This is a genomic window from Oceanobacillus piezotolerans (assembly GCF_003665065.1).
In the GTDB taxonomy this organism is placed as follows: domain Bacteria; phylum Bacillota; class Bacilli; order Bacillales; family Amphibacillaceae; genus Oceanobacillus; species Oceanobacillus piezotolerans.
In genome coordinates this window covers 155,115-178,199 of record NZ_RCHR01000003.1, presented here as the reverse complement: position 1 = coordinate 178,199, position 23,085 = coordinate 155,115, and the positions used below count along the sequence as shown (strand labels likewise).

The following is a 23,085-nucleotide window of genomic DNA, read 5'->3' as shown; positions in this document are numbered from 1 at the left end:
TTGTTTCTCTCCGACCTTTAAGAAATTAAAAAAATACAGTGAGAATCCCACTGTATTTTTTCTCCTTATATTACCAGTACCCGCCACCGTAACCGCCAGTGTATGCAGTACCGATGATGATTAATAAGATAAATAGCACGACTAGCAGTGCGAAACCAGAGCCGTAGCCAAATCCACCAACTTTACTCATAACATTCCCTCCTTATTATTAAGGCTACATTACTGTATGCCTATCACAACAATAATGAGAGGGCGTTTACCCATATTTTTTCTGGACAAGTCTATAGATATTCTTTGACATTATAAATTTCACCATTCACTACAGCTTCATCATTAATAATATCGATTAACACACCAGCAACGATTTTTGGATTCTTTAATGCATTCTTTTCTTTTAGATTCTTATAGTGCTCGACATCCGTGAATGCTTCTTTATTGCTGGAGCGAATGATTTCCTGCATTTCCGTATCCATCACACCAGGATTAAAAGCAATCACTTTATTTTCAGTCTGCATTTCTTCTTGTTCTAAAGCCACGACCTTCGTATACATGTTCATACTTGCCTTTGTCGCACAATAGGCGCTCCAGCCTGAGATTGGTCTTTCAGCAGCCCCAGAAGTAATAACAACCGAAATAGAAGGTATCTGCTGTTCTGTCGCAGTTTTCAGAAGCTGATTGGTGAGAATCATTGGGGTTATCGTATTGAGCTGAACATGGCGCATAATGTCCCGACTCTTTGTATTTATCGCCTGATCCATTGGCTCTACAGTTGCTGCATTGTTGATGAGATAAATCATTTCTGGTTCCTTCTCAATTAATGAAATATCATGCATCACTTTCTGAAACGTCTCTTCTACTTCTTCTGAAACAGTAAGGTCACAAGGATAATGCTGATAGATCTGATTATTCTCTTTTGCAATCTCAGAGAGCTTAAAGCTATTACTTCTTGATATCCCATATACAGCTACACCCGACTCAAGTAATAGGCTCGCTATTGCTTCTCCTAAGCCTTTCGATACTCCGGTAATAATGGCAATTTTTAACAAATTTGGTTCCCCCCATCGTTCATTATTTTTGTCCTAATTTCTCCCAGTAATATACGAGCGTTTCCATTCCTTTATCAAAGCTATCTAAAGGAAAGCTTTCATTTGGCGAGTGAAGTCTATCCTCTGGAGTACCAAATCCCAATAACACAATCGGTATATTATAAATTGCTTCGATCCACTCTACAACTGGAATGGAACCACCCATACGAATATAAACGGTTTCTTTACCAAAGGCTTTTGTATAGCTTTCTGCAGCTACTTTAATCAGCGGGTTACTTGGTTCTACCTTGTATGCTCGTGCAGAAAGTTTCTCTTTTTTCACTTCAACCTTTACCCCTGCTGGTGCTGCCTTCATAATATGTTTCTCTAATAGATCTTGTATTTTATTTGGATTCTGTCCTGGAACTATACGACAAGTTATTTTTGCTGTCGCTGTGGAAGGAATAATCGTCTTTGTACCCTCTCCCTGATACCCACCGTATATTCCGTTAATTTCAAACGTAGGCCTTCCCATCGTATGTTCTTGAGGTGTATATCCCTGCTCAGATACGGTTTCAGGTATACCCGTTGAATTTCTGTAATCTTCACTAGGAACCTCAGAGATTAACTTTCTTTCTTCGTCAGATAAAGGTTCAACATCGTCGTAAAATCCTTCTACCGTGATGACTTCCTCTTCATTTTTCATAGAGGCTAAAATATGACTTAAAGCCGTAATCGGATTTCGTACTGCCCCTCCATATATTCCAGAATGTAAGTCATGATCTGGCCCAGTTACTTTCACTTCGATACCAGTAAAACCCTTTAATCCATAAAGAATGGTTGGCTGGTTCGCCGCCACCATTCCCGAATCTGAAATAACAGCAAAATCAGCATGAAATCGTTCTTTATCTGATTGCAGAACTTCATAAAGGTGTTCACTTCCAATCTCTTCTTCACCTTCAATACATACCTTTACATTAATAGGAAGCTTGCCTTCTGTTTTCATATAGGCTTCAAAAACCGCTAGATGCATAAAGACTTGTCCCTTATCATCGCTTGCACCACGAGCATAAATACGTTCATCTCTTATTTCCGGCTTAAATGGATCACTTGTCCACTCGTCAATTGGATCGACTGGCTGCACGTCGTAATGACCGTAGAATAATACAGTTGGGGCTTCTTCCCCAGCGCCGTTGTATTCTGCATAAACAAGAGGATGGCCCTTCGTCTCTTGCTTATCTACATTTTCAAATCCGATTTCTTTTAAATAACGAACAACGAAATCAGCTGCTTTTTGAACATCTTGTTTATGTATACTATCTGTGCTTATACTAGGTATAGTTAGAAAATCTGTTAGTTTATTAAGAAGTTGATCCCTATTCTCTTTTAAATAGGCTAAAACTGCACTCATCACTATTCCCCCTTCTCGAATATACATATTTTAGCATTTCTTTTCCCTGACTTCCATTAGTTGTCATTCTAATAAGAAATACGCTTTTGCTCATCTTTTAGGGAAAGAGGCAATAGAGGGAACTCCCTCTCTTAAGAAGTGACTTTTAATAGGACCATTAACTACTCCTTAACTGCATAATTCGCCTCCCAAACGTAATACCAAGTATAAAAAAGATGCCATAAAACTTGGCATCTTTTATTCTAATGCAGATTGTAAATCCTCCAATAAATCTTCCACATCCTCAATCCCAACAGATAGACGAAGCAGTCCATCACTTATTCCCAATTGGGCTCTTCTTTCCTTTGGTATAGATGCATGCGTCATTTTGGCTGGCAATGATATGAGACTTTCAACCGCTCCAAGGCTTTCTGCCAGCGTGAAGAACTTTACCTTCTGCAAAATTTTGTCTGCTTTTTCTCCACTTCCAACATCAAAAGAAAGCATTCCACCAAATCCTGCAGCTTGTGTTTTTGCTATTTCATGGCCAGGGTGATGTTTTAAACCTGGATAATAGAGATGCTTAATGTCTTTATGACTTTCTAAAAACGACGCAATTTTTCTTGTATTCCCTTCAATTGCTTCCATCCTGAGAGCTAACGTTTTTATACCGCGCATCAGTAACCATGCATCCTGCGGCCCTAGAATCGCTCCTACTGCATTTTGGATATAATGAAGTCTGTTTGCATGCTCTTCCGTTTTCACGACTACTAGTCCTGCGACGACATCACTATGTCCGCCAATATATTTGGTTGCGCTATGCAATACGATATCAGCTCCCAGCTCTAATGGCTGCTGCAGATAAGGTGTTGCAAACGTATTATCAACGATTAATAATAGATTATGCTTCTTAGCAATTCTCGCCATTGCTTGTATATCTGTAACTTTCAACAAGGGATTTGTTGGTGTTTCTATAAAGATCGCTTTTGTATTATCTTTTATATTTGCCTCTACTTCTTCTAGTTTTGTCGTATTAACAAAATTATGATGGATGTGATAGCGATTTAAAATGTTTGTCATTAAACGATAGGATCCACCATAAATATCATCCGTTACAATAATATGGTCGTTTGCATCAAGCATCATCATTACAGAAGTAATAGCGGCCATTCCTGAACCAAATGCAAAACCCGCCTTTCCTCCTTCTAACTCAGCGATAATCGTTTCAAGGGCATGCCTTGTCGGGTTACCTGTTCGCGAATATTCATAACCCCGATGCTCTCCAGCTCTATCCTGTTTGTAAGTACTTACCTGATATATGGGAACAGACAATGCACCAGTTTTCTGATCCATGGTGATTCCACTATGAATCATCTTCGTTTTTTTTCGCAATTTCTTTTCCTCCTATCATCCATAAATATTTTTACTCAAGTAACGATCACTGCCGTCTGGAAAAACAGTAACAATATTAGTTCCTTGCTTCGCATGCTTTGCTTCTTCCAGTGCAGCATACATGACAGCACCAGAGGAGCTTCCTATTAACAAGCCTTCTTTTTCAGCAAGCAGCTGTACCATCGAAAAAGCATTCTCATCTGAGACGGTGTACACTTCATCATGTAACGGTGGATTCATAAACTCTGGGATAAATTCCATGCCAATCCCTTCCGTTCGATGGGGGCCAGCCTTTCCTCCACCTAGAATGGAGCCTTGAGGCTCTACAATGATCGTTTTTATATTCTTATTTTTTTCTTTAAGGTACTTAGCCGTACCAGTAAAGGTTCCACCTGAGCCAGCACCCGCTATAAATACATCAACACCAGGCTTTAAATCATCCCATATCTCTGGACCAAGTGTGTCATAATACGTTTTTGGATTGGTTGGATTTATAAATTGTTGGGGAGAGTAGCTATTGGGGATTTCATTTAACAATTCCTTTGCCTTGGCAATTGCCCCACGCATTCCTTCTTCTTCAGGCGTTGGGACAATAATCGCTCCTAGTGCTTTCATTAGATCCTGTTTTTCTTTACTAAATTGATTTGGTACACAAAAGACAACAGATACATTTTTGTGTTTAGCAGCAAGAGCTAAACCAATTCCTGTATTACCTGCTGTTGGTTCAATAATCGTTCCTCCCGCTTTTAATAGCCCTTTTTTCATGGCCTCCTCAACTAAGGCTACACCCAAACGGTCTTTAATGCTCCCCCCCGGATTAAGATACTCCAGCTTAGCGTACAGATGGACCTCCTTTGGAATGTCAAATTGAGTAATTTCCAGTAATGGTGTATGACCGATTATCTCTTGAATGGAATGATAAATAGTCATCATGATTCTCCTTTTAAGCTTGTTTTTCAGCAAACAATATCCAAACAAAATCATTCATCTGTTTAAACGAAACCTTGAAATGATACTTTTTAAATAATTCTTCGAGTATATCTTTTGTCGTATAATATTCTCGTTTAAGGTCATCCGCTAAATTCTTATAACCTAGTTTATGCGCCTGCTGGATCATAGCTGTTTTTGCTTCCTTTGTAATAAACATCGTATCACCAAAAACAATTCTCCCATGTGGATCTAATAGCTTACTATAAAGTCTTATTGCTTGTTCCTTTTCACTGTCCTTTAAATGATGAAAGGCATAAGTACTTACTATGGTTTGAACCGGGTAATCCGGTTTTGGGAAATCAAGAAAGTCTCCTTTAGATATGGATACACCAGGTATTTTTTTGTTTGCTATATCACGCATCGCTTTAGATGGCTCTATCCCTATTACAGAATGGCCAGCATGCAATAACCGTTGTGTTAAATTCCCTGTGCCGACCCCAAACTCCATCACCGTTCCTTTAGATAACCTTACTACTTCATTCAATATCTCTTCGTAATTCTCGAAAACGCGTTTATATTCGGGATTCAGACCCTGCACACTTTTATCATAATCCTCCGCCCAGCCTTCAAAGATATCAATAAATTCTAATCCCATCCTTTTCACTCCATCCAATTTAATTCCAAGTATATTTATAGCATTAATATAAATTATATGACGTTTTGGTTTCCTTTGTTCCTTCTGTTTTACTAAGTTGGTTAAAGGGAATTCATTTGATTCTTACAGTACCAAATAATTAAAAAAAGCCACCAAAAGCATAGCTTTTGATGACACCTCATATTATCTATTTTGTGGGAAAATACGCTGTACCATATTGCCGAATTGATCAAAGAATCCTTCTACAGGTCTTCCTTGATGAACATCTTCCACGTAATTATTAGTCAAATTGAAGAAATCCGGATTTGTCGAAACATATACATTGTCAATATTATTATCAACAGAACGAACAATATCCCCTATTTCATTTTTCATTTCATCTGACAGTTCATCATTATTATCGTTTCTATTTTGGTTATCATTGTCATTGTTATTGTTATTGTTATCATTGTCATTGTTATTGTTATTGTTATCATTGTCCCGTTCTGCAGCAACATAAGCATTATTATCAGTTGTTAGGACATATGCTGTTTTTATTCCCTGAACCTGATTCACTATTCTATCTGCTGCTTCTTTATCAACATTGTATCTATTCTCGTTGTTGTTCACACGATCTACATTGTTCATGTTTCTTCCATCATTATCTCGATCTGTTTGCAGCCTATCTGCATTACGGTCCATCATATAATCCCAGCGATTTGCATTACCTTCACCGGCGTTATTTTGAAACCTTGTTTGTTCTACATTTTGCCCATTGTTATTAGATCTTGCCGCATCATCATCATTATTGTTAGCTTGACAACCGAACAGAGATATGGCAAGAACTAATCCACCAGTAATAAGTTTTTTCTTCAATGGAAATTCCTCCTTTTTATTTAGGTGTTTCAAGATTAGTATGTAAAAGTTAATTTCCTTTATGCCGTATGTCCTTAGCCTTTTTATGGCAAACAGACCAAGAATGTTTTTCACTTTTATTAAAAACTAGGGCACAATAGAAATAACCCTTTTATCCTGAAGGAGGGGTATCTATGATTCCAGATTATGACAAAGCACTTTACTATACACTATGGGGACAGTGGGATGATTTGCTGGTACTAATGGTACGCACCAATGATGATTTACTTTCAAAGAAAATCCAGCAGTTCCTTCATTCTTACAATTACTCGCTGGACCAAAGGACGATTATCGAGCATCATGACAACCTTCTTTATTATATTGACCATGCCATGAAACAAACTCCAACGTTGACCATGGAAATATAATGGAAGATTTAAAAAGGGAAAAGCAATATAGCTTTTCCCCTCTTATTGATTATTGTTATTTGGTTTTCCATTATTGCTATTATTACCGTTATTACCGTTATTACCGTTATTTCCATTATTTTCGTTGTTTCCGTTATTACCGTTATTTCCATTATCAGCTTTGCTATTTCCATTTCCCTGATTATGATTATTGCCTTTGCCATTATTGTGATTCTTAGGATGCTCAGATTCTTTATCTTTATTATTTGAAGGCCTTGCATTTTTGTTTTTTTCTATTTCTTCACTTTTTTCCTTGTGTGGTCGATTTCCTTCTACATTCCCTTTTCCATTTTTTTCTTTATTGATATCTCCATTTTGTCCTTTTAATTCACTTGGATGTCTTTCGTTATCTTTTTCCTCGATGATTACCGGAGACTCTTCTCCGGTTATACCAATTTTATTAGCAGGAGGGATTGTTTCTTGCCTATCTTTCTCAACCTTTTCCTCTTCAGTATCTTCAGCTTTTTTTTCTCCGTTTTCTTCAGTCATTTCTATCTTTGGTTCTTTCTCTAATTTGTCAGTTTCTTCCTCTTCGGAGTAATCATAAAAAGATTCAATAATTGCTTTTTCTTCGTTATTGATTGAAATATCATTATTATTTGAAGTTGTAGCTAGAAGTTTGTTCATAGAAATATTTTCTTCTTCCGCTTGCTCCATTACTTCTTTCGGAACTTCAAAAGCGGCAAAGTTCCATTCTTTTTCCTCAATTAATAAATTCTCAAGATAGTTTATAAAAGTGTTATGATTCCCTTCATTGACAAAACTTACACCGATTAGCACATTTTTCTCTTCATTAAAAAAACCTAAATCTAAACTCTTATCCAATATTTGCTCAATCAAACGATCTACTGATTGGGAATGTATATTGTCTAGATCATCCGTTATTACCTCAGCATCATCATTCATGGCTTGGATAGATCGTACATTATAGTCTTTGTCAATTTCCACTGTAATACTAGGATTAATATCAACCGTTATGTAAGCATATGTTTTATCATTCCCAGTAAGAATAAAGAAAGGCAGTAGCACAATCAAAAGAATTGCTGCTATCGATACAAACTTCACATAATTTGATAAGTACAATTTCTTTTTCACTATAAATGGCTCGAAGAACATTTCTTCTCCAATTGTTGCATCCGAGTAAATAGGATGTCCTTTCTCAAATATGCCTTCTTTCGTTAAAAAAATAGCATAGTGCTTTTCTTTTTCCATTAAAATTCCTTTTTTCACTGACCCACACCCTTAAGATATTCCTTTAAGTACATATAATTTTCGTTTAGTACAATAAAGATAGCAAGAATATATTTCCGATTACGCTCTAATGTTTTCTTACTAACCTCTACCTTTTTCAGCAATTCCTTTATTGGCAGCTTTTTCTTACGTACTACACTATTTCTCATTTCTGTATCCATATACAAAATACGGGCAGCTTTCACAGCAGAGTCACGAGCATCCCTATGTTTAGGGGATATGACAGTAAGCTCATCTAAGCTTAACTTATACTCTTTAAGCTTTTCCTTATAAGCAAGAATCTCCTCTCTTAGCTCCATCCTATGCCGCTTCTCCATATATTTTTCTTTTGATACGGTGATTTCAGCTGGATTCTCCATTTGCTCATTATCATAGTTTTCATCCAAGGAAACGACCTGAGGGATTTTCTTATTCGCCCGTATGTAATCAATTATCTTTCGTTTAATAACAAGCTTTGCAAATGACAAGAAGCTGCTGCCCTTTTCAGAATTAAATGAAAAAATAGCCTCATTAAAAGCAGTTAATCCGATACTAAATTCTTCATCTCTAGTTTGATCAATATATCGTTTGCATACTTCAGAAATAGTCTTAGCTATAAAAGGCTGATAATTTCTAATGAGATAGTCTTGTGTATCTTTATCTCCATTTTGAGCTAAGAGAACCATTTCTTCAATAGTTTTTTCGGTAAGATATTTCCTTATTACCAAACGGAAACACCTCCGATTACTATAATATTCGATTCAGGAAATTGCTTTTTGGGTGTATAATTATATGTAAATTTATTATTAGTTTGATTTAGATTAGACATCATACTTTAGCCTCTTTTTCTTTTTATATGAAAAATCACCTTAACCATTCCATAAATTTCGACAGATTTCCCATATTATTGCATTTCCTTAATCCTAACATGTAAAAGATTGGAGAAGATTACATTTTGTTTAAATGTAGTTTACTTTTATAAGAAAAATGTCTCAAAGCTGTTAAGCCAGAGACACTGCAGAGATATTTCTAATTCTCGCTCTGATACTTTTTAAATAGTGAGACTGGGACAAATAGTCCTACTTTTCCGTGAGTATCGTGATTTAGTGTAGCAAAAATAATACCAATTACTACTCCGTTTTCATTAATGACAGGACTTCCACTATTACCTCGGTAGACGGGGGCATCGATCATGATTACCTTTTCTTTCCAATCAGGTAACTTTAGAGGCCCAATAACTTCTCCTTCGTTGGCAATGCCATTAAATCTCAAAGGATTACCAATAAAATAGATTGCTTCTTGTTCTTCTATCTGTAAATCAGAATCTGCTAAATTTAATGAGGGTAAATTCTCCCCATCTACTTGCAATAGTGCCAGATCAATATCAGGATACTGTTCGATGACACGTGCAGTAAACAAGCCTTCCTCAGGGAAAGCCACTGTAATGGAATGCTTATCCTCAATAACATGGTGATTAGTCAGTATTCTTCCTTCAGGGGTAAAAGCAAACCCTGTCCCCTTACTATCCTCTGTTTCGATAACGACTACAGCTTCTTTATATTCTTGTATATCTTTATTAGCCGACAGCCTTGCAGAGGTTGTTAAAAAATCGATAGCCGGAATGGAAAAGGTTTGTGGAATTAAAGCAAGTACATTAATAAAGAGCGCTAGCGCTATAACCCAAAACGCCCAGTTAGGAAATGGACGTTTTGTATTTTTTCCTTCTTTCGCTTCCTTTGATCTATTTAAAGCCTTCCTTTTCTCTTCTTGAACGAGTTCATATAACTCCTCATCATCGATTTCTTCATATAAATCTTCATCAATTATGTTATCTTTATCATGATCCTTCATTTATGACACCCCGCAACTTATCCCGCATGAACTGGCTGTATGGTCCCAATTTTAAATTTATTCAAATTATAGGGGGGACAATAGCCAGCATATGCCCGATTCGTTCAACTCCCCCTCAGTGGGGATAAAGAACCCCAACAGAGTGAAGTTTCACTTTAAGAAACTGCCGTTTTCATACTTCCCTGCTGCATCTGATACATTTGATAATATAATCCTTGTTCATGGATTAATTGTTCATGATTTCCTCTTTCCATTATTTTACCATGATTTAGAACAAAAATCGTATCTGCTTTCTGTATCGTCGATAAGCGATGTGCAATAATTAATGTCGTTCTCCCTTTTTTTAATACTTCTAATGCTTCCTGAATCGCACTTTCTGTCTCGGTATCTATATTGGCTGTTGCTTCATCTAAAATAAGGATAGCTGGATCAAAAGCGAGAGCACGAGCGAAAGAAATTAATTGCCTTTCTCCTAATGAGAAAGTAGATCCACCCTCTGTTACCACTTCATCATATTGGTTTGGCAGTTTTGCAATGAAACGATCTGCACCTACTGCTTGTAATGCCTGAATCGCCCGCTCCTTAGAGATAGAGGGATCATTCATGGTAACATTTGACAAAATCGTTCCAGAAAACATAAATGGATCCTGTAATACAATACCCATATGGCTTCTCACCTGTTGGCGGGACCAATCACGAGTGGACATGCCATCTATCGTAATTTCACCCTGCTGCGGATCATAAAAACGGAATAGTAAATTCATAATAGAGCTTTTCCCTGAACCTGTATGCCCTACAAAAGCAACCGTTTGACCAGCACTCACTTCAAATGATATATCCTTCAACACATAATCTGAATCATTATAAGCAAAGGAAACATTTTCAAAGCGAATGTTCCCGCTGTATCTAGATACTTCATCATCCACGACGTCTTCTCCTCTAATATCCATTAAAGCAAAGACCCGACCTCCAGCAACACGTGCCTGCTCTAAAAGTGGCAGCTGATTTACAATATCTGTTACAGGTTCGAATAATCGAGTAATATAATCAACAAAGGCATAGAGCATTCCTATCGAGATAATACTGCTTAATTCGAAAGATGAAGAACCATAATACCAAATGAAACCAACAAACGTTAAGTTTCTTATTACCGTTACTAGATTATAGGAAGTCAAAGCACTTAATCGCAATAGCTTTTTCTGGTATTTAAAGTGTCGTTGGTTTAGTACCTCAAAGTCTTCCTTTACTCTTTTCTCTTGATTAAACGCTTGAATAACAGACATCCCTTGAACAGCTTCATTAATATTTCCATTGATTTCGCTATTTGTACTACGAATCACCTTATTATATTTAGTTCCAAAATATTTATAGACTTTCATCCAAAGGTATAGTAGTGGAATAACTGCTAAACAGAGGGTTGCGAGTCTTGCATCCAGAATGAACAAGGCGACAAAGATTCCTAGCATATAAATAACACTTGTAACAATAATGGATAGAACACGTTCATATAAGTCCCGGATTGCTTCCGTGTCATTTGTAATTCGTGCTACTATGGTCCCGGCAGGCTGATCTACAAAATAATTAATAGGAATACGTTGTGTATGTTGAAATAAATCGTTTCTCATCTTTTTTACAATTTGATTAGCTGACTTTTGCAGGTAATAGGTTTTAAAAAACTGAAAGAAACCGGCAATTACAAGCAGAAGCACATATAGCCCAAGTAAATATATAATTGGCCTCTGTTCTGGCTGAAAGAACGGTGTGACTTCAGTCAGAGATAAGCGTTCTCCTGTATAACTGGACTCCCCTTCAGCAGTAGATATGGTAATCACATTATCTTCTGCAGTTCGCTTCCCTTGTAAAGGCACCTCTTCCCCTATTGTAAAATAGCTCCTGCCAACTTGAAGCAGCGTTACTGGATCCCCAATCACCTGGTCACTTTCCGTAACTCGATCCATTCTTTTAAAATGCCCCTCATTATATGAAACGGTATCCCGATCATCGTTATCTGATACTTCCTGCCAGTAGCCTTCAACCCCGACAATATGATTGTCAATTACCCTCATGGCTATAAACGGCCCTGCAAGTTCCAGTGTGACAGCAACGATTAAGCATGCCAGCCCAATTAAAATACCTTTTTTATAATGGAGTGCATATTTAAATAATTTCTTTTCTGTTGATGGCTTTCTCAAAAGCTCTCCACCTCCCCTTTTTCCAGTTGCTGGTCTTGATATTGCTTTCTATACCAGCCATCTAACTGCATTAATTGTTCATGCGTTCCTTGCTCTGCGATTTTCCCATCCTCTAAAACAATAATATGGTCTGCATGTGTGACAGCACTTAAGCGGTGAGCAGCAATAAAAGTCGTCTTATCCTTCCGCTCCTCTCGCAGGTGCTCGATAATCTTTGCTTCTGTTTTTCCATCTACTGCAGATAAAGAGTCATCTAAAATTAAAATCTCAGGATCTTTAATAAAAGCTCTGGCCAAAGCTACTCGTTGCTTTTGTCCTCCTGATAGGGTGATGCCACTTTCTCCAACTTGCGTATCCAGCCCATCCGGCAATTGCTTGATGTCATTTAGAAAATGCGCCAGCTCCATGACACGATATATTTCCGTATCTGTTGCATCTTCCTTACCAAATTGGATGTTCTCTCGTATTGTTTTAGAAAACATCATTTGGTCCTGAGGAACATAGCCAACCCAAGAACGGATTTGTTTTAAAGCAATATCTTCTAGCGGTACACCTGAGATCGTTATTTCTCCTTTTATTCCTGGATATTGACGTAGCAATAACTTAAACAAAGTTGTTTTTCCTGCTCCTGTTTTCCCTACTACACCAATCGTATCTCCCTTGTTTACATGCAAGGTCATTCCTTTCAGCTGATCATTTTCTGTACCAGGATAAGAGAATGACACTTCATTAAAAATAATCGACCCTACTTCTTCTAAATTAGTCGGATTGCTCTTATCTTGAACATCTGCTTGATACGCCAATGTTTGATTTACTCGGTCCAGAGAAGCATTGCCTCGTTGCATGACATTGATTAGTTCGCCAACTGCGAACATTGGCCAAATTAACATACCCAAGTAAACATTAAAGGTAACCAGATCTCCTAAAGTCATGGTGTTCTGAAAAACAAGAAAGGCACCATAACCAATTCCAATTGTGTAAGAAATCCCTACTAATATCTTCATTGTTGGTTCAAATAGAGCATCTATTTTAGCCACTTCTATATTTTTCTCGTATACGTCATTTGTCATTACTTTAAAACGCTTTGCGTCTTGACGTTCCTGCACAAATGCACGCAGCACACGAACACCACGTATCGATTCCAAAACTTCATTATTCATTTCTCCAAACGCTTCCTGTGCGTCTGTAAATCTTGCATGGATTGCTGCTCCGTATTTATTCATAACCACTGCCATAATTGGCAATGGAATTAGGGATACAATAGTCAACTCCCAGCTAATGGTAAAACCCATCATGGCAATAATCATAAACATAAAAATGCTGGAATCTACTAATGTTAAGACTCCAAATCCTGCCGTTTGACTAATAGCCTTTAAGTCATTTGTTGACCTGGCCATTAGATCCCCTGTTCGATGCTTCCCAAAAAAGGTTGGGGTCATTTTTAGAAAATGTGACATCAAACGACTGCGCATCCACCTTTCCAGAATCGCAGCTCCCCCAAATAATGTATAATCCCAGAAAAAAGATATACAATAATGTACGACAATTAGAACGAGATAACCAAGTATTAACGAGGTTAAAATTGCACTTGTTAAGGTGCCAAATTGAATTTGGTCGATGGTGTATCCGACTAATTTTGGTGGTATTAATCCAATTGCACTCGCCACATTAAGCGCAATGATTGCAATTAAATACCTTTTCCAATAATGTTTAAAAAACCAACCTAACTTATTAAAAACCGCAAACATTCTTCCACCTGCCAATCGATTTCGTTTTTACCATGAAAATTTAAGGGACAAAAAAAGCACACGCCTATGACGTATGCATTTTAGAGAATGAAGGAAAAATCCCCTTAGACTCTGACCGATGCCCTTGTCGGATTTCTGCAGGTAAAGATGTACACCTACAAAAATGACAAAGACAGCCATCACTATTTAAAATACAAAAGGCCACAGACTCATGTGACCTTCCAAAATAAACTAACTGTATATCTCGAATGAGCTATCTTTTCCGATGGAGGTCACAATGGCTTATTAAGTTAATGATGAGTTGCTTTCTTACATTTTCCATAATTGGTAACCTCCCTTCTTTAGTATCCTCAATTATTATAGTATTTAGAAAATACAAAGTCAATGACTTTTTTAATGATACTAAACTTTTATTAGCTCCTTTTGAGAATTTCGATTAATTTCCTTCAAGTAAATCAAGGAAAGCACATCTGAATATATTCTAAAAATTTCCCAATTTTCGATAAAAATGATATAGTCTTTTTTAGAAAATAAAAGGAGTTGAATAAAATGCATCTGGATAAAATGCTGGAATATAATAAGAATTTTGTAGAGAATAAACATTATGAAGCATATTCAACAGATACATTTCCTAATAAAAAGATGGTGATCTTTACCTGTATGGAATCAAGACTTATTGAACTCTTACATCGGGCTTTAAATATTGAAAATGGCGATGTAAAAATGGTCAAAAATGCAGGAGCGATTATTCGAAAACCGTTTGACAGTATTATGAAGAGCATACTTGTAGCAGTCTATAAACTAAAGGCCGAAGAAGTACTTGTCATTGGTCATCATGATTGCGGGATGTCAAATGTGAATATTGAAGAATTAACAAAAAGCATGATTGACAGAGGTATCAATGAGGATACTATCGATGCATTAACACATGCTGGCATTGACTTCCATGAAGAGTTCCATGGTTTTAAGACGGTTCAAGCATCTGTCGAACAAAGTGTAGAAATTATTCGCAACCACCCCCTGCTCCCATCTGAAATAAAAGTTCATGGGCTGGTTATTGATCCTGATACTGGTAAAGTTGATGTCGTTACAAGAGATATAGATTAGAAAAAATAAAACTATCGTAAAGAGGTTGCGATAGTTTTTATGTTTAAAGAGAGAAAAAGTATCTGGAAAAATGCATTTCGAAGTAACCACTAAATCCCCCAATATTAAAAACAACGGTATTCTCTAACATAATTTCTCTTCTTCTACCCATACTAAGGAAATGAAAGAATAAACACCTGACATGAGGTGACAGGATGAAACGAAGCCGAAGTCCTGAAAAGGGATCTATTTTTCCAATCAAAGTAGCCGAACTAAAAAAAATCTTACAAGATCAATTTAATAACAACCCTGATCTTAGCTTTTCCATATATGAAAAAAAGGATAAAAAGCTCGCTGTCTTTTTCATTGCCTATTTAGTGGAATCCGAAAAAATAGAGAACTTCTTGCTAGAGCCATTACTATCAAAAGAAATACCATGGGCAAACACTAGTATAAAAAACGAGATTCCGTTAAACGGACCAGAAGAAGTAGTTAATCTGAAAAACATCCTAGCGAATCTCCTTCTTGGAAAAGTCTATGTATATATCGAACAGGAGCAGACAGCTATTGCTTATATGTTATCAAAAAAAGAGAAGCGCTCACTCCAACAATCTGAAACCGAATCATTGGTACTTGGTCCAAAGATTGGATTTACCGAATCGATGGTCACGAACCTTAATATTGTTCGCTGGAATATCCGTAGTGAAGATCTTGTACTAGAAAGGTTTATGCTCGGAAAAAGAGAGCCTCGTGAAGTGAGAATCATCTATTTGCACTCCATCGCAAATAGTGATGACGTACAAACAATGAGGCAAAGACTAACGGAACTGGATATAGATTTTGTTGAGGACAGCGCTATATTAATGCAATATATTGAAGACTCCTCTTCGACAATCTTCCCTCAGTTTTTATCGACTGAATTACCTGATCGTTTTAGTTATAGCATTAACAAAGGGAAAATTGGTGTGTTAGTAGAAAACAGTCCAACAGCAATTATTGCCCCTACTTCCTTTTTTAGCTATTTTGAGTCTACAGAAGATCTTTATATGCGCTGGAATGTTGGTACATTTCTAAGAGGCTTGCGGTTTATTTCCTTTTTATTATCTACACTGCTTACTCCGATGTATGTAGCGGCAGCTACCTTTCATTATGAAATTATCCCACCAACATTGCTGGTTAATCTGGGATTATCGAGAGCAGCAGTACCTTTTCCACCAATATTAGAGGCTTTATTTTTAGAATTAATGATTGAACTCTTACGTGAATCTGGTGCAAGATTACCGACAAAGGTTGGCCAGACAATTGGTATTGTTGGTGGTGTGGTCGTTGGTACGGCAGCGGTACAAGCAGGAATTACTAGTAATGTATTGATTATTTTTGTAGCATTAAGTGCACTTGCTTCTTTCACAGCACCAAATTATCTAATGGGCACAACAGCACGAATTATTCGCTTTCCTATGATTATACTTGCTGGGTTTCTTGGAATTATAGGTATTCTCTTTGGTGCATGCTTTTTAGTTATTCATTTATTAAAGCTCACTTCGCTTGGAAGACCATATCTATCACCAATTTATCCATTGGAAATGAAAGATTTCAATAAGGTTCTGTTTCGCTTGCCAAATCAATTTCAATACAAACGATTTAAATCTTATCGACCAAAAGACTTAATTAGATATCCGAAGCAAAAGGCAAAAAAGAAGAAGGATATTGACGAATAGGTGAGTAAATGGATATTAATATAAACATCAAAAAAAACTTACAGATTCGTGCATTTTATTTATTTTTCGTGATCGCTTCGATTCAATTAGGTATAGGGATTTTAGGTGTATCTAGGCTTATTTACTTAGAAGTGCAGCAGGATGCTTGGATTTCAATTGTCATTGCATTTTTTTACGTCTCTTTGATCATCATGGTTATGCTTCTCATCCTTAAACAATATGAAAATGCTGACATTTATGGTATTCAAGTAGACATATTTGGTAAGTGGATTGGAAAGCTATTTGGTACTTTCTTTATTTTTCATTTTGCACTTTCCTTTTTCTCCATACTCATTACGTATATTGAAGTTATTAAAGTATTCATCTTTCCAACAGTTAATGATTATATTCTTTCATTTATGTTATTGTGCTTGGTTATCTATAGTGTGCTGGGAGGAATCCGAGTTATTATCGGTGTCTGCGTAATTTTCTTTTTCCTTTCCCACTGGTTATTAATCTTGTTAATTCAGCCAGCACTACAGATGGAGTTAACCCACCTGCAGCCTGTATTCGTTACTCCAATAACAGACTTATTAAAAGGGGCAAGGGTAACCTCTTATACCTTTATGGGATTTGAAATCTTGTTTTTGATTTATCCTTTTATCTTGAATAAAAATAAGGCCAAACTCCCAATATTTTTGGGTTTGGGTTGGACAACATTTCTATTGCTCCTCACTACCATTCTTGTCATTGGATATTTCAGCTTTGATCAAATAGAAAGAAGAGAATGGGTATTACTCGGACTATTCAAAATCCAAAGTTTCGCATTTATTGAGCGCTTTGATTATATTGTTGTTGCCGAATGGATGATGGTAGTAATACCATCGTTGATTCTGCTCATGTGGGGAATAACATACGGAACAAAACGATTGTACCAGGTGCCACAAAGGGCAACATTATATACGATTGCCATCCTTTGCTTCATCGGAAGTTTATTTACGAATGAACATTTTCAAATTCAAAAAGTGATTAACTGGAGTTCAGAATACGGTTTTTGGCTAGTTTATGTCTATCCTCTTCTGCTATTACCTATAGTTTTAATTAAAAAGAAATGGCAGAAAAGAAAGGATGGTGATCACCATGTCCATTAAAAGAATCAGTATTCTATTCTTTTCTGTTATATTTTTGACTGGATGTGTGGCAACAAATGAATTAGAAGAATTAGCAATTATTTCAGCAAGGGGAATTGATTTAAAAGAAGATGATGAAATAGAAACGACTTTAAATATTATTCGATTTGACCCAGAGGCACAGAGCATATATACAACAATAAAAGCAGCTGGGAAAAGTGTCAAACAAGCCCGCGAACACGCTGGATACCAGATTGGCTACGAAATTAGTGAAGGGCAACTAAGAGCAGAAATCTATGGAAGAGAGACAGCAACTAAAGGGATTACACCATTACTCGGCGGTCTAATCCGTGATGCACAGGCTTCTGATACAATGTATTTAGTCATCGCAAATTCAACAGCTTCAGAATTAATGGAACACCAAACAGACAACGCGAAATCTATAGGTCGATATTTAGATGCCCTGTTAACGAAAGAAATAAAAGAAAAGGCAATACCCGCTTCTAATATACAGAAATACACGGTAAGTGCCGGTACTATTGGACAAGACCCCGTTCTTGCCATCATTGATATTAAAGATGATTCACCTGCGATTGTTGGAATTGGTCTACTCAAAGGGGATCGTTTAGTAAAGGAAGTTTCCACTCATGAAGGTACGCTGATAAATATAATCTTGGATAGACTAAAAAATACAGAGATGAGTATTACAGTCCCATTAGCTCCTTTCGAAAGCTATATCGACAAGGAATTAATGCATGAACATTATGCTTCAACAGAAGAGGTTACTATTCAGTATTTGGTTAATAAAGGAAAAGGTAAAATTAAGGTAAAAAATGTGAAGAATCTAACCTTTAAAACAGAAATTCAATTAGATATAGATGTTCGCGGGCTGTCTAAACCAGTCAGTCTCAAAAATAAAAATGCTATCAAATTACTTGAAAAAGAAATGGAAAAGAAATTAACGGATCAATACGAAAATTTATTTAAGGAAACACAGGAAGCCAATATTGACCCATTCGGATTTGGGAAATTCTATAGAGCAAATAGACAAGTAGCCAAGTTAACAGACAATGAATGGCGTAAACTGTACCCAAATATCTCCGTTGACTTTCATGTAGATGTAGACATTTTACAAGCTGGAACCATCCAATAACGCTTGATGAGAAAAGACATCCTTCCATTCTTGGATAGGATGTCTTTTCCCTTACTTACTAACGCTATCTAATATTTCCAAAACACGGTCTCTTGATTTTTCACTTTTATATTGTTTCATTTTATCTAACATAATCGGTGCATACTCTTTTAATTTTAATAGTTCTTCCATAAGTTTTTCATTAGTAAGACTTTCTTCCTGTAATACTCTTGCATAATTCTTTTCTGCAAAGGACTTGGCGTTGACTATTTGGTCTCCCCTGCTTGCTTCCGCTGACAAAGGAATCAAAAGCATCGGAATATGTAATGCTAAGAATTCAAAAATAGCATTTGAACCAGCTCGTGATAATACATAATCGGTCACCGCAAATAGGTCCTTAAGTTCTTCGTTGACATACTCGAATTGTACATATCCCTCTTGCTTCAGCGTTTGATCCACTTTTCCTTTTCCACATAAATGAATAATTTGAAAATGAGGCAATAATTCAGGCAGGCTAGCTCTGACTGTTTCGTTAATCTTAACAGCACCACCACTGCCTCCCATTACAAGCAGAATTGGCTTCTCATGGGTTAACCCTGTAAATGCTAATCCTTTTGATTTGTCTCCTTGGAATAATTCATCACGAATTACAGCGCCAACATATTCTGCTTTTTCCTTAGGTAAGTAGTTCAATGTCTCTGGAAATGTCGCCAGTACTTTCTTTGCAAATGGAATGGAAAGCTTATTGGCGAGACCAGGGGTGAAATCCGATTCATGAATAACAGCTGGAACTCCACGAAGTTTCGCAGCAGCAACAACAGGAACAGATACAAAGCCACCTTTAGAAAAAATGACAGATGGTTTTCTTTTCCCGATAATTCGAAATGCCTGCATGGTTCCTTTTAATACTTTAAATGGGTCTTTCAAATTTTCTATGGATAGATAACGTCTTAGCTTTCCAGTGGAGATAGGATGGTATGTTACCCCTTCAAGATTGCTTATTAAATCCTTTTCTATTCCGTTATATGAACCGATATAGTCAATTTCCCAGCCCTTCTCTTGATATACTGGTATTAAGGCCATATTTACAATGACATGTCCTGCCGTGCCACCACCAGTAAACAAAATCCGATTTGATTTCATCTATGTACGTCCTTTCTTTTATCGTCGTGAAACGTTATAATATTCTTTTGCTGCCTACTCTATCCTATTAAAAAAATGCTAATAAAGGAAGCGTTTATCATGTATGAAACAACAACTTTACAAGGAAAAATAAAACTCTTTATTAAAATTCTTATCCCAATTCTTATCACCCAGGTTGGTATCTATTTAATAAGCTTTTTCGACACGGTAATGTCTGGCCGTGCAGGAGCAACCGATCTCGCCGGAGTTGCTATCGGCTCCAGCTTATGGGTTCCGGTTCTTACTGCCATTAATGGTGTCTTATTAGCAATCACTCCTATTATAGCGCATCTTACAGGTGCGAAAGAAAACAAACTTGTACCTAAAAAAGTTCAGCAAGCTATCTATCTTTCCATTGTACTAGGATTCCTCGTCATATTATTAGGTGGAATGGCTCTTGAACCTGTACTAAATTTAATGGCATTAGAACCAGAAGTTCAGCATATTGCCAAGTATTATCTTATTACATTGGGAGCTGGAATTATACCTTTATTTATTTTTAATACCTTGCGTAATTTCATGGATGCACTTGGACAAACAAGAGTTTCCATGTTTATCATTTTACTTTCCTTGCCAGTGAATATTCTCTTTAATTATCTATTCATATTTGGTAAATTTGGCATCCCTGCTTTAGGCGGGATTGGTGCAGGAATTGCAACAGCTATAACTTATTGGATTATTTGCTTGGTTTCTATTCTAATTATCGCTTTTATGCAACCATTTCGTGGTTACCAATTATTTTCTAACTGGCTCCTTCCAAATGGAAGAGCATGGAGAGAACAATTAAAGATTGGCATGCCAATTGGGATTGCCATGTTTTTTGAAACAAGTATCTTCTCAGCTGTTACGATACTAATGAGCGTGTACTCTACCAATACAATTGCAGCGCATCAGGCAGCAATGAATTTCGCATCCCTGCTCTATATGATTCCACTAAGTGTCGGAATGGCTCTTACCATTCCTATTGGTTATGAGGTTGGGGCTAAACGTTATCAAGAAGCTAAGAAATATGCGTATATTGGGATTAGCGGTTCTATTTTTATTGCCATATTCAACGGAGTCATATTATTCGTATTTAGAGAGCCTGTTGCTTCCTTATATAATTCGGATCCGACAGTAATCGAACTAACAGCTTCTTTTATCGTTTTTGCTGTTTTCTATCAGTTGGCTGATGCATTTGGCGCTCCTATACAAGGTGCATTAAGAGGTTACAAGGATGTGAATATGACGTTGGTTATATCACTCGTTTCCTATTGGCTAATAGGCTTACCAAGTGGATTTCTTTTAGCTAACTATACATCACTAGAAGCTTATGGTTATTGGGTAGGTATCATTATAGGTTTAAGTTGTGGTGCAATCGCACTCTTATGGAGATTATTTCACCTGCAGCGCAAATATTAAAGCGAGGATTAGAATCCTCGCTTTTTTTGCTATGCTGCTTGTCCAAAAAGGCGGTAGAATGACAGAAGCTTATTTCACTTAAGCAATGCAGATAAATGCATCCTTACGAAATTATAAATGTCATTTTTACCACACTTTCTTGTTCATCTCTTATATAAACAAGCCTGCAACAGTGGCAGAAAGGATAGACGTTAAAATAGCATTAAATAATAATTTCATTCCAAATCCAGACACAATAGATGCTTTTTTACTATCTATACCTTTTACTGAACCGGCAATAATTCCAATCGAAGAGAAATTAGCAAAGCTTGTTAGAAATACCGTTACAATACCAATTGTCTTCTCAGACATGGAGTCCATCATTGGTTGGAATTCTAGCATTGCAACAAATTCATTTGTAACAATCTTCAATCCCATTATTGCGCCTGCATCCAATACTTCATTTGTTGGAATACCCATTAAAATAGCGATTGGAGCAAGAATATATCCTAAAATTTGCTGTAAGGTTACTCCAGCAAATACAAATTGGATAATCCAGTTAACTAGTTCTAGTGAGGCGATAAACGCAATTAGCATAGCAGCAACAATAAGTGCTATTTTCCCACCTTCTAGTGCACCATTTCCCATTGCTTCAAAAATACTTTTATCATCTGATATATCTTTCACATCTACAATATCTTTTTCCTTTGGAACGACAACTGGATTCATCACCGAAGCCACCATTAATGCACTGAACATATTAAGCGGCAATGCGACAAATATATATTGAGGAGGCAGCATTTGTATATATGCCCCTACAATAGATGCAGAAACGGAACTCATAGCAGATGCACAAACGATGAAAAGTCGGTTGGCATCTAAATGATGAAACTGCGAACGAATAGCAATTATAGCCTCTGATTGCCCAAAGAATATATTGTTTACTGCATTAAATGATTCAATCCTTGGCAGACCAGTTATCTTTGAAAGCAGACCACCTATATACTTAATCACGACTGGCAATATTTTTAAGTAGGTTAAGACGGATAGAATAGTCGCAAAGAAGATAATTAATAGAAGGACATTAAAGAAGAAAACCCCACCTTCTCCAACTACAAATCCACCTAAAACGAAGTTAATTCCTACGGTCCCAAACTCAATTAATTTATTGAATAAAGCGGAAATTCCATTAATAATGACGGCACCAATTTCCGTTTTAAACATAAACCATGTCAAAACAAGCTGAAGAACGAGCATAATACCTATTCCACGATAGTTAATATGTTTTTTATCATTGGATAATAGGTAAGCAAGTCCAAAAACAACCAAAATGGCAATAATACCTAACAAAATATCCATATTACTCCTCCCGTATATTTTCATTGTTGATTATTTGTACTTTTATCATTATTCCCTTGCATCCTTTTAATTAACATAAAATAATGTAAAACTTCACGTTCCAAATAGTGTTACAGGTTTGTGCACATTAAGAGCGACTGAGTATCTGACTAGACTCTGCAGTTACCATTCATTATGTATATCTTTTAGTAAGGGCTTCTAAGCAGTTGGTTAGACGAAGACTTTCATACTACGTTTTAATATTAACTGCTGCTTGAAGTTCAGAAAAATAACCAACGTTATCTATGATATTAGTTAAGAATGTAAAAAGCAAATCATAAAAAGTTTTCTGTATTTATTTATAAAAAAAACACCCTCAAAAGTTAGATTTTTTAATCAAACTTTTGAGGGTGGAGAGCTTCTCCC

General features: G+C 36.6%; 20 protein-coding genes. 6 read left to right on the top strand and 14 right to left on the bottom strand.

What is annotated here, in order from left to right; genetic code table 11:
• Window positions 1-70 precede the first annotated feature (70 nt).
• From D8M04_RS08895 to D8M04_RS08865, 7 genes are all read right to left on the bottom strand, one after another.
• Window positions 71-190, bottom strand: coding sequence for a YjcZ family sporulation protein (locus D8M04_RS08895; RefSeq protein ID WP_121522571.1), 120 nt, complete (start codon window positions 188-190; stop codon window positions 71-73).
• A 91-nt stretch (window positions 191-281) separates the two neighbouring features.
• The gene (locus D8M04_RS08890) at window positions 282-1,046 is read right to left on the bottom strand and encodes a (S)-benzoin forming benzil reductase (RefSeq protein ID WP_121522570.1); all 765 of its coding nucleotides are present in this window, start codon (window positions 1,044-1,046) and stop codon (window positions 282-284) included.
• 22 nt (window positions 1,047-1,068) lie between these two features.
• The gene (locus D8M04_RS08885) at window positions 1,069-2,436 is read right to left on the bottom strand and encodes a dipeptidase (protein ID WP_121522569.1); all 1,368 of its coding nucleotides are present in this window, start codon (window positions 2,434-2,436) and stop codon (window positions 1,069-1,071) included.
• 237 nt (window positions 2,437-2,673) lie between these two features.
• Window positions 2,674-3,807 carry a bifunctional cystathionine gamma-lyase/homocysteine desulfhydrase gene (locus D8M04_RS08880; RefSeq protein ID WP_121522568.1) on the bottom strand — a complete coding sequence of 378 codons (1,134 nt, stop codon included), beginning with the start codon at window positions 3,805-3,807 and terminating at the stop codon, window positions 2,674-2,676.
• A gap of 15 nt (window positions 3,808-3,822) precedes the next feature.
• Window positions 3,823-4,737: a PLP-dependent cysteine synthase family protein gene (locus tag D8M04_RS08875; RefSeq protein ID WP_121522567.1), complete on the bottom strand. Its 915-nt coding sequence runs from the start codon at window positions 4,735-4,737 to the stop codon at window positions 3,823-3,825.
• Window positions 4,738-4,750: 13 nt separating this feature from the next.
• Window positions 4,751-5,392: a class I SAM-dependent DNA methyltransferase gene (locus D8M04_RS08870; protein WP_121522566.1), complete on the bottom strand. Its 642-nt coding sequence runs from the start codon at window positions 5,390-5,392 to the stop codon at window positions 4,751-4,753.
• Window positions 5,393-5,575: 183 nt separating this feature from the next.
• Window positions 5,576-6,247: a YhcN/YlaJ family sporulation lipoprotein gene (locus tag D8M04_RS08865; RefSeq protein ID WP_121522565.1), complete on the bottom strand. Its 672-nt coding sequence runs from the start codon at window positions 6,245-6,247 to the stop codon at window positions 5,576-5,578.
• A gap of 173 nt (window positions 6,248-6,420) precedes the next feature.
• Between D8M04_RS08865 and D8M04_RS08860 the strand changes: the two genes are divergently transcribed.
• Complete coding sequence (locus tag D8M04_RS08860; RefSeq protein WP_121522564.1) at window positions 6,421-6,654, top strand: YhdB family protein; 234 nt, start codon at window positions 6,421-6,423, stop codon at window positions 6,652-6,654.
• Between the two features lie 42 nt (window positions 6,655-6,696).
• Here D8M04_RS08860 and D8M04_RS08855 read toward each other — a convergent pair whose 3' ends face one another.
• The 5 genes from D8M04_RS08855 to D8M04_RS08835 form a co-directional block, all read right to left on the bottom strand.
• Window positions 6,697-7,923, bottom strand: a complete 1,227-nt coding sequence (locus D8M04_RS08855; RefSeq protein WP_121522563.1) for an anti-sigma-I factor RsgI family protein — start codon at window positions 7,921-7,923, stop codon at window positions 6,697-6,699.
• Entirely contained in the window at window positions 7,920-8,645 is a 726-nt protein-coding gene (gene sigI, locus D8M04_RS08850; RefSeq protein WP_425464020.1) for an RNA polymerase sigma-I factor, read from the bottom strand. Before sigI ends, D8M04_RS08855 begins: the two co-directional genes overlap by 4 nt.
• 307 nt (window positions 8,646-8,952) lie before the next feature.
• On the bottom strand, window positions 8,953-9,774 hold the full coding sequence (locus D8M04_RS08845) for a S1C family serine protease (protein ID WP_121522562.1): 822 nt from the start codon (window positions 9,772-9,774) through the stop codon (window positions 8,953-8,955).
• 155 nt (window positions 9,775-9,929) lie between these two features.
• Window positions 9,930-11,966 carry an ABC transporter ATP-binding protein gene (locus D8M04_RS08840; RefSeq protein ID WP_121522561.1) on the bottom strand — a complete coding sequence of 679 codons (2,037 nt, stop codon included), beginning with the start codon at window positions 11,964-11,966 and terminating at the stop codon, window positions 9,930-9,932.
• Window positions 11,963-13,714 (bottom strand): ABC transporter ATP-binding protein, encoded by a 1,752-nt coding sequence (locus D8M04_RS08835; protein ID WP_121522560.1) that lies wholly within the window; start codon window positions 13,712-13,714, stop codon window positions 11,963-11,965. Before D8M04_RS08835 ends, D8M04_RS08840 begins: the two co-directional genes overlap by 4 nt.
• A gap of 549 nt (window positions 13,715-14,263) precedes the next feature.
• Here D8M04_RS08835 and D8M04_RS08830 point away from each other — a divergent pair.
• From D8M04_RS08830 to D8M04_RS08815, 4 genes are all read left to right on the top strand, one after another.
• The gene (locus D8M04_RS08830; protein ID WP_121522559.1) at window positions 14,264-14,821 is read left to right on the top strand and encodes a beta-class carbonic anhydrase; all 558 of its coding nucleotides are present in this window, start codon (window positions 14,264-14,266) and stop codon (window positions 14,819-14,821) included.
• 194 nt (window positions 14,822-15,015) lie between these two features.
• Window positions 15,016-16,518: a spore germination protein gene (locus D8M04_RS08825; RefSeq protein WP_121522558.1), complete on the top strand. Its 1,503-nt coding sequence runs from the start codon at window positions 15,016-15,018 to the stop codon at window positions 16,516-16,518.
• Window positions 16,519-16,526: 8 nt separating this feature from the next.
• Complete coding sequence (locus tag D8M04_RS08820) at window positions 16,527-17,648, top strand: GerAB/ArcD/ProY family transporter (RefSeq protein WP_121522557.1); 1,122 nt, start codon at window positions 16,527-16,529, stop codon at window positions 17,646-17,648.
• Window positions 17,638-18,780: a Ger(x)C family spore germination protein gene (locus tag D8M04_RS08815; RefSeq protein ID WP_158595100.1), complete on the top strand. Its 1,143-nt coding sequence runs from the start codon at window positions 17,638-17,640 to the stop codon at window positions 18,778-18,780. The genes D8M04_RS08820 and D8M04_RS08815 overlap by 11 nt, the downstream gene beginning before the upstream one ends.
• A 51-nt stretch (window positions 18,781-18,831) precedes the next feature.
• Here the strand turns inward: D8M04_RS08815 and D8M04_RS08810 are convergent, their stop codons facing one another.
• Window positions 18,832-19,902: an undecaprenyldiphospho-muramoylpentapeptide beta-N-acetylglucosaminyltransferase gene (locus tag D8M04_RS08810; RefSeq protein WP_121522555.1), complete on the bottom strand. Its 1,071-nt coding sequence runs from the start codon at window positions 19,900-19,902 to the stop codon at window positions 18,832-18,834.
• Between the two features lie 99 nt (window positions 19,903-20,001).
• Between D8M04_RS08810 and D8M04_RS08805 the strand changes: the two genes are divergently transcribed.
• Entirely contained in the window at window positions 20,002-21,342 is a 1,341-nt protein-coding gene (locus D8M04_RS08805) for an MATE family efflux transporter (RefSeq protein ID WP_121522554.1), read from the top strand.
• A 150-nt stretch (window positions 21,343-21,492) separates the two neighbouring features.
• Here D8M04_RS08805 and D8M04_RS08800 read toward each other — a convergent pair whose 3' ends face one another.
• On the bottom strand, window positions 21,493-22,680 hold the full coding sequence (locus D8M04_RS08800; protein ID WP_121522553.1) for a NupC/NupG family nucleoside CNT transporter: 1,188 nt from the start codon (window positions 22,678-22,680) through the stop codon (window positions 21,493-21,495).
• Between the last annotated feature and the right edge of the window lie 405 nt (window positions 22,681-23,085).

What these genes read in the sequence shown, in the direction of transcription:
- D8M04_RS08895 (WP_121522571.1), bottom strand. Translation starts at nt 190, where the DNA reads ATGAGTAAAGTTGGTGGATTTGGCTACGGCTCTGGTTTCGCACTGCTA.
- D8M04_RS08885 (WP_121522569.1), bottom strand. Translation starts at nt 2,436, where the DNA reads ATGAGTGCAGTTTTAGCCTATTTAAAAGAGAATAGGGATCAACTTCTT.
- D8M04_RS08875 (WP_121522567.1), bottom strand. Translation starts at nt 4,737, where the DNA reads ATGACTATTTATCATTCCATTCAAGAGATAATCGGTCATACACCATTA.
- D8M04_RS08870 (WP_121522566.1), bottom strand. Translation starts at nt 5,392, where the DNA reads ATGGGATTAGAATTTATTGATATCTTTGAAGGCTGGGCGGAGGATTAT.
- D8M04_RS08860 (WP_121522564.1), top strand. Translation starts at nt 6,421, where the DNA reads ATGATTCCAGATTATGACAAAGCACTTTACTATACACTATGGGGACAG.
- D8M04_RS08845 (WP_121522562.1), bottom strand. Translation starts at nt 9,774, where the DNA reads ATGAAGGATCATGATAAAGATAACATAATTGATGAAGATTTATATGAA.
- D8M04_RS08835 (WP_121522560.1), bottom strand. Translation starts at nt 13,714, where the DNA reads ATGTTTGCGGTTTTTAATAAGTTAGGTTGGTTTTTTAAACATTATTGG.
- D8M04_RS08830 (WP_121522559.1), top strand. Translation starts at nt 14,264, where the DNA reads ATGCATCTGGATAAAATGCTGGAATATAATAAGAATTTTGTAGAGAAT.
- D8M04_RS08825 (WP_121522558.1), top strand. Translation starts at nt 15,016, where the DNA reads ATGAAACGAAGCCGAAGTCCTGAAAAGGGATCTATTTTTCCAATCAAA.
- D8M04_RS08820 (WP_121522557.1), top strand. Translation starts at nt 16,527, where the DNA reads ATGGATATTAATATAAACATCAAAAAAAACTTACAGATTCGTGCATTT.
- D8M04_RS08815 (WP_158595100.1), top strand. Translation starts at nt 17,638, where the DNA reads ATGTCCATTAAAAGAATCAGTATTCTATTCTTTTCTGTTATATTTTTG.
- D8M04_RS08810 (WP_121522555.1), bottom strand. Translation starts at nt 19,902, where the DNA reads ATGAAATCAAATCGGATTTTGTTTACTGGTGGTGGCACGGCAGGACAT.
- D8M04_RS08805 (WP_121522554.1), top strand. Translation starts at nt 20,002, where the DNA reads ATGTATGAAACAACAACTTTACAAGGAAAAATAAAACTCTTTATTAAA.
- D8M04_RS08800 (WP_121522553.1), bottom strand. Translation starts at nt 22,680, where the DNA reads ATGGATATTTTGTTAGGTATTATTGCCATTTTGGTTGTTTTTGGACTT.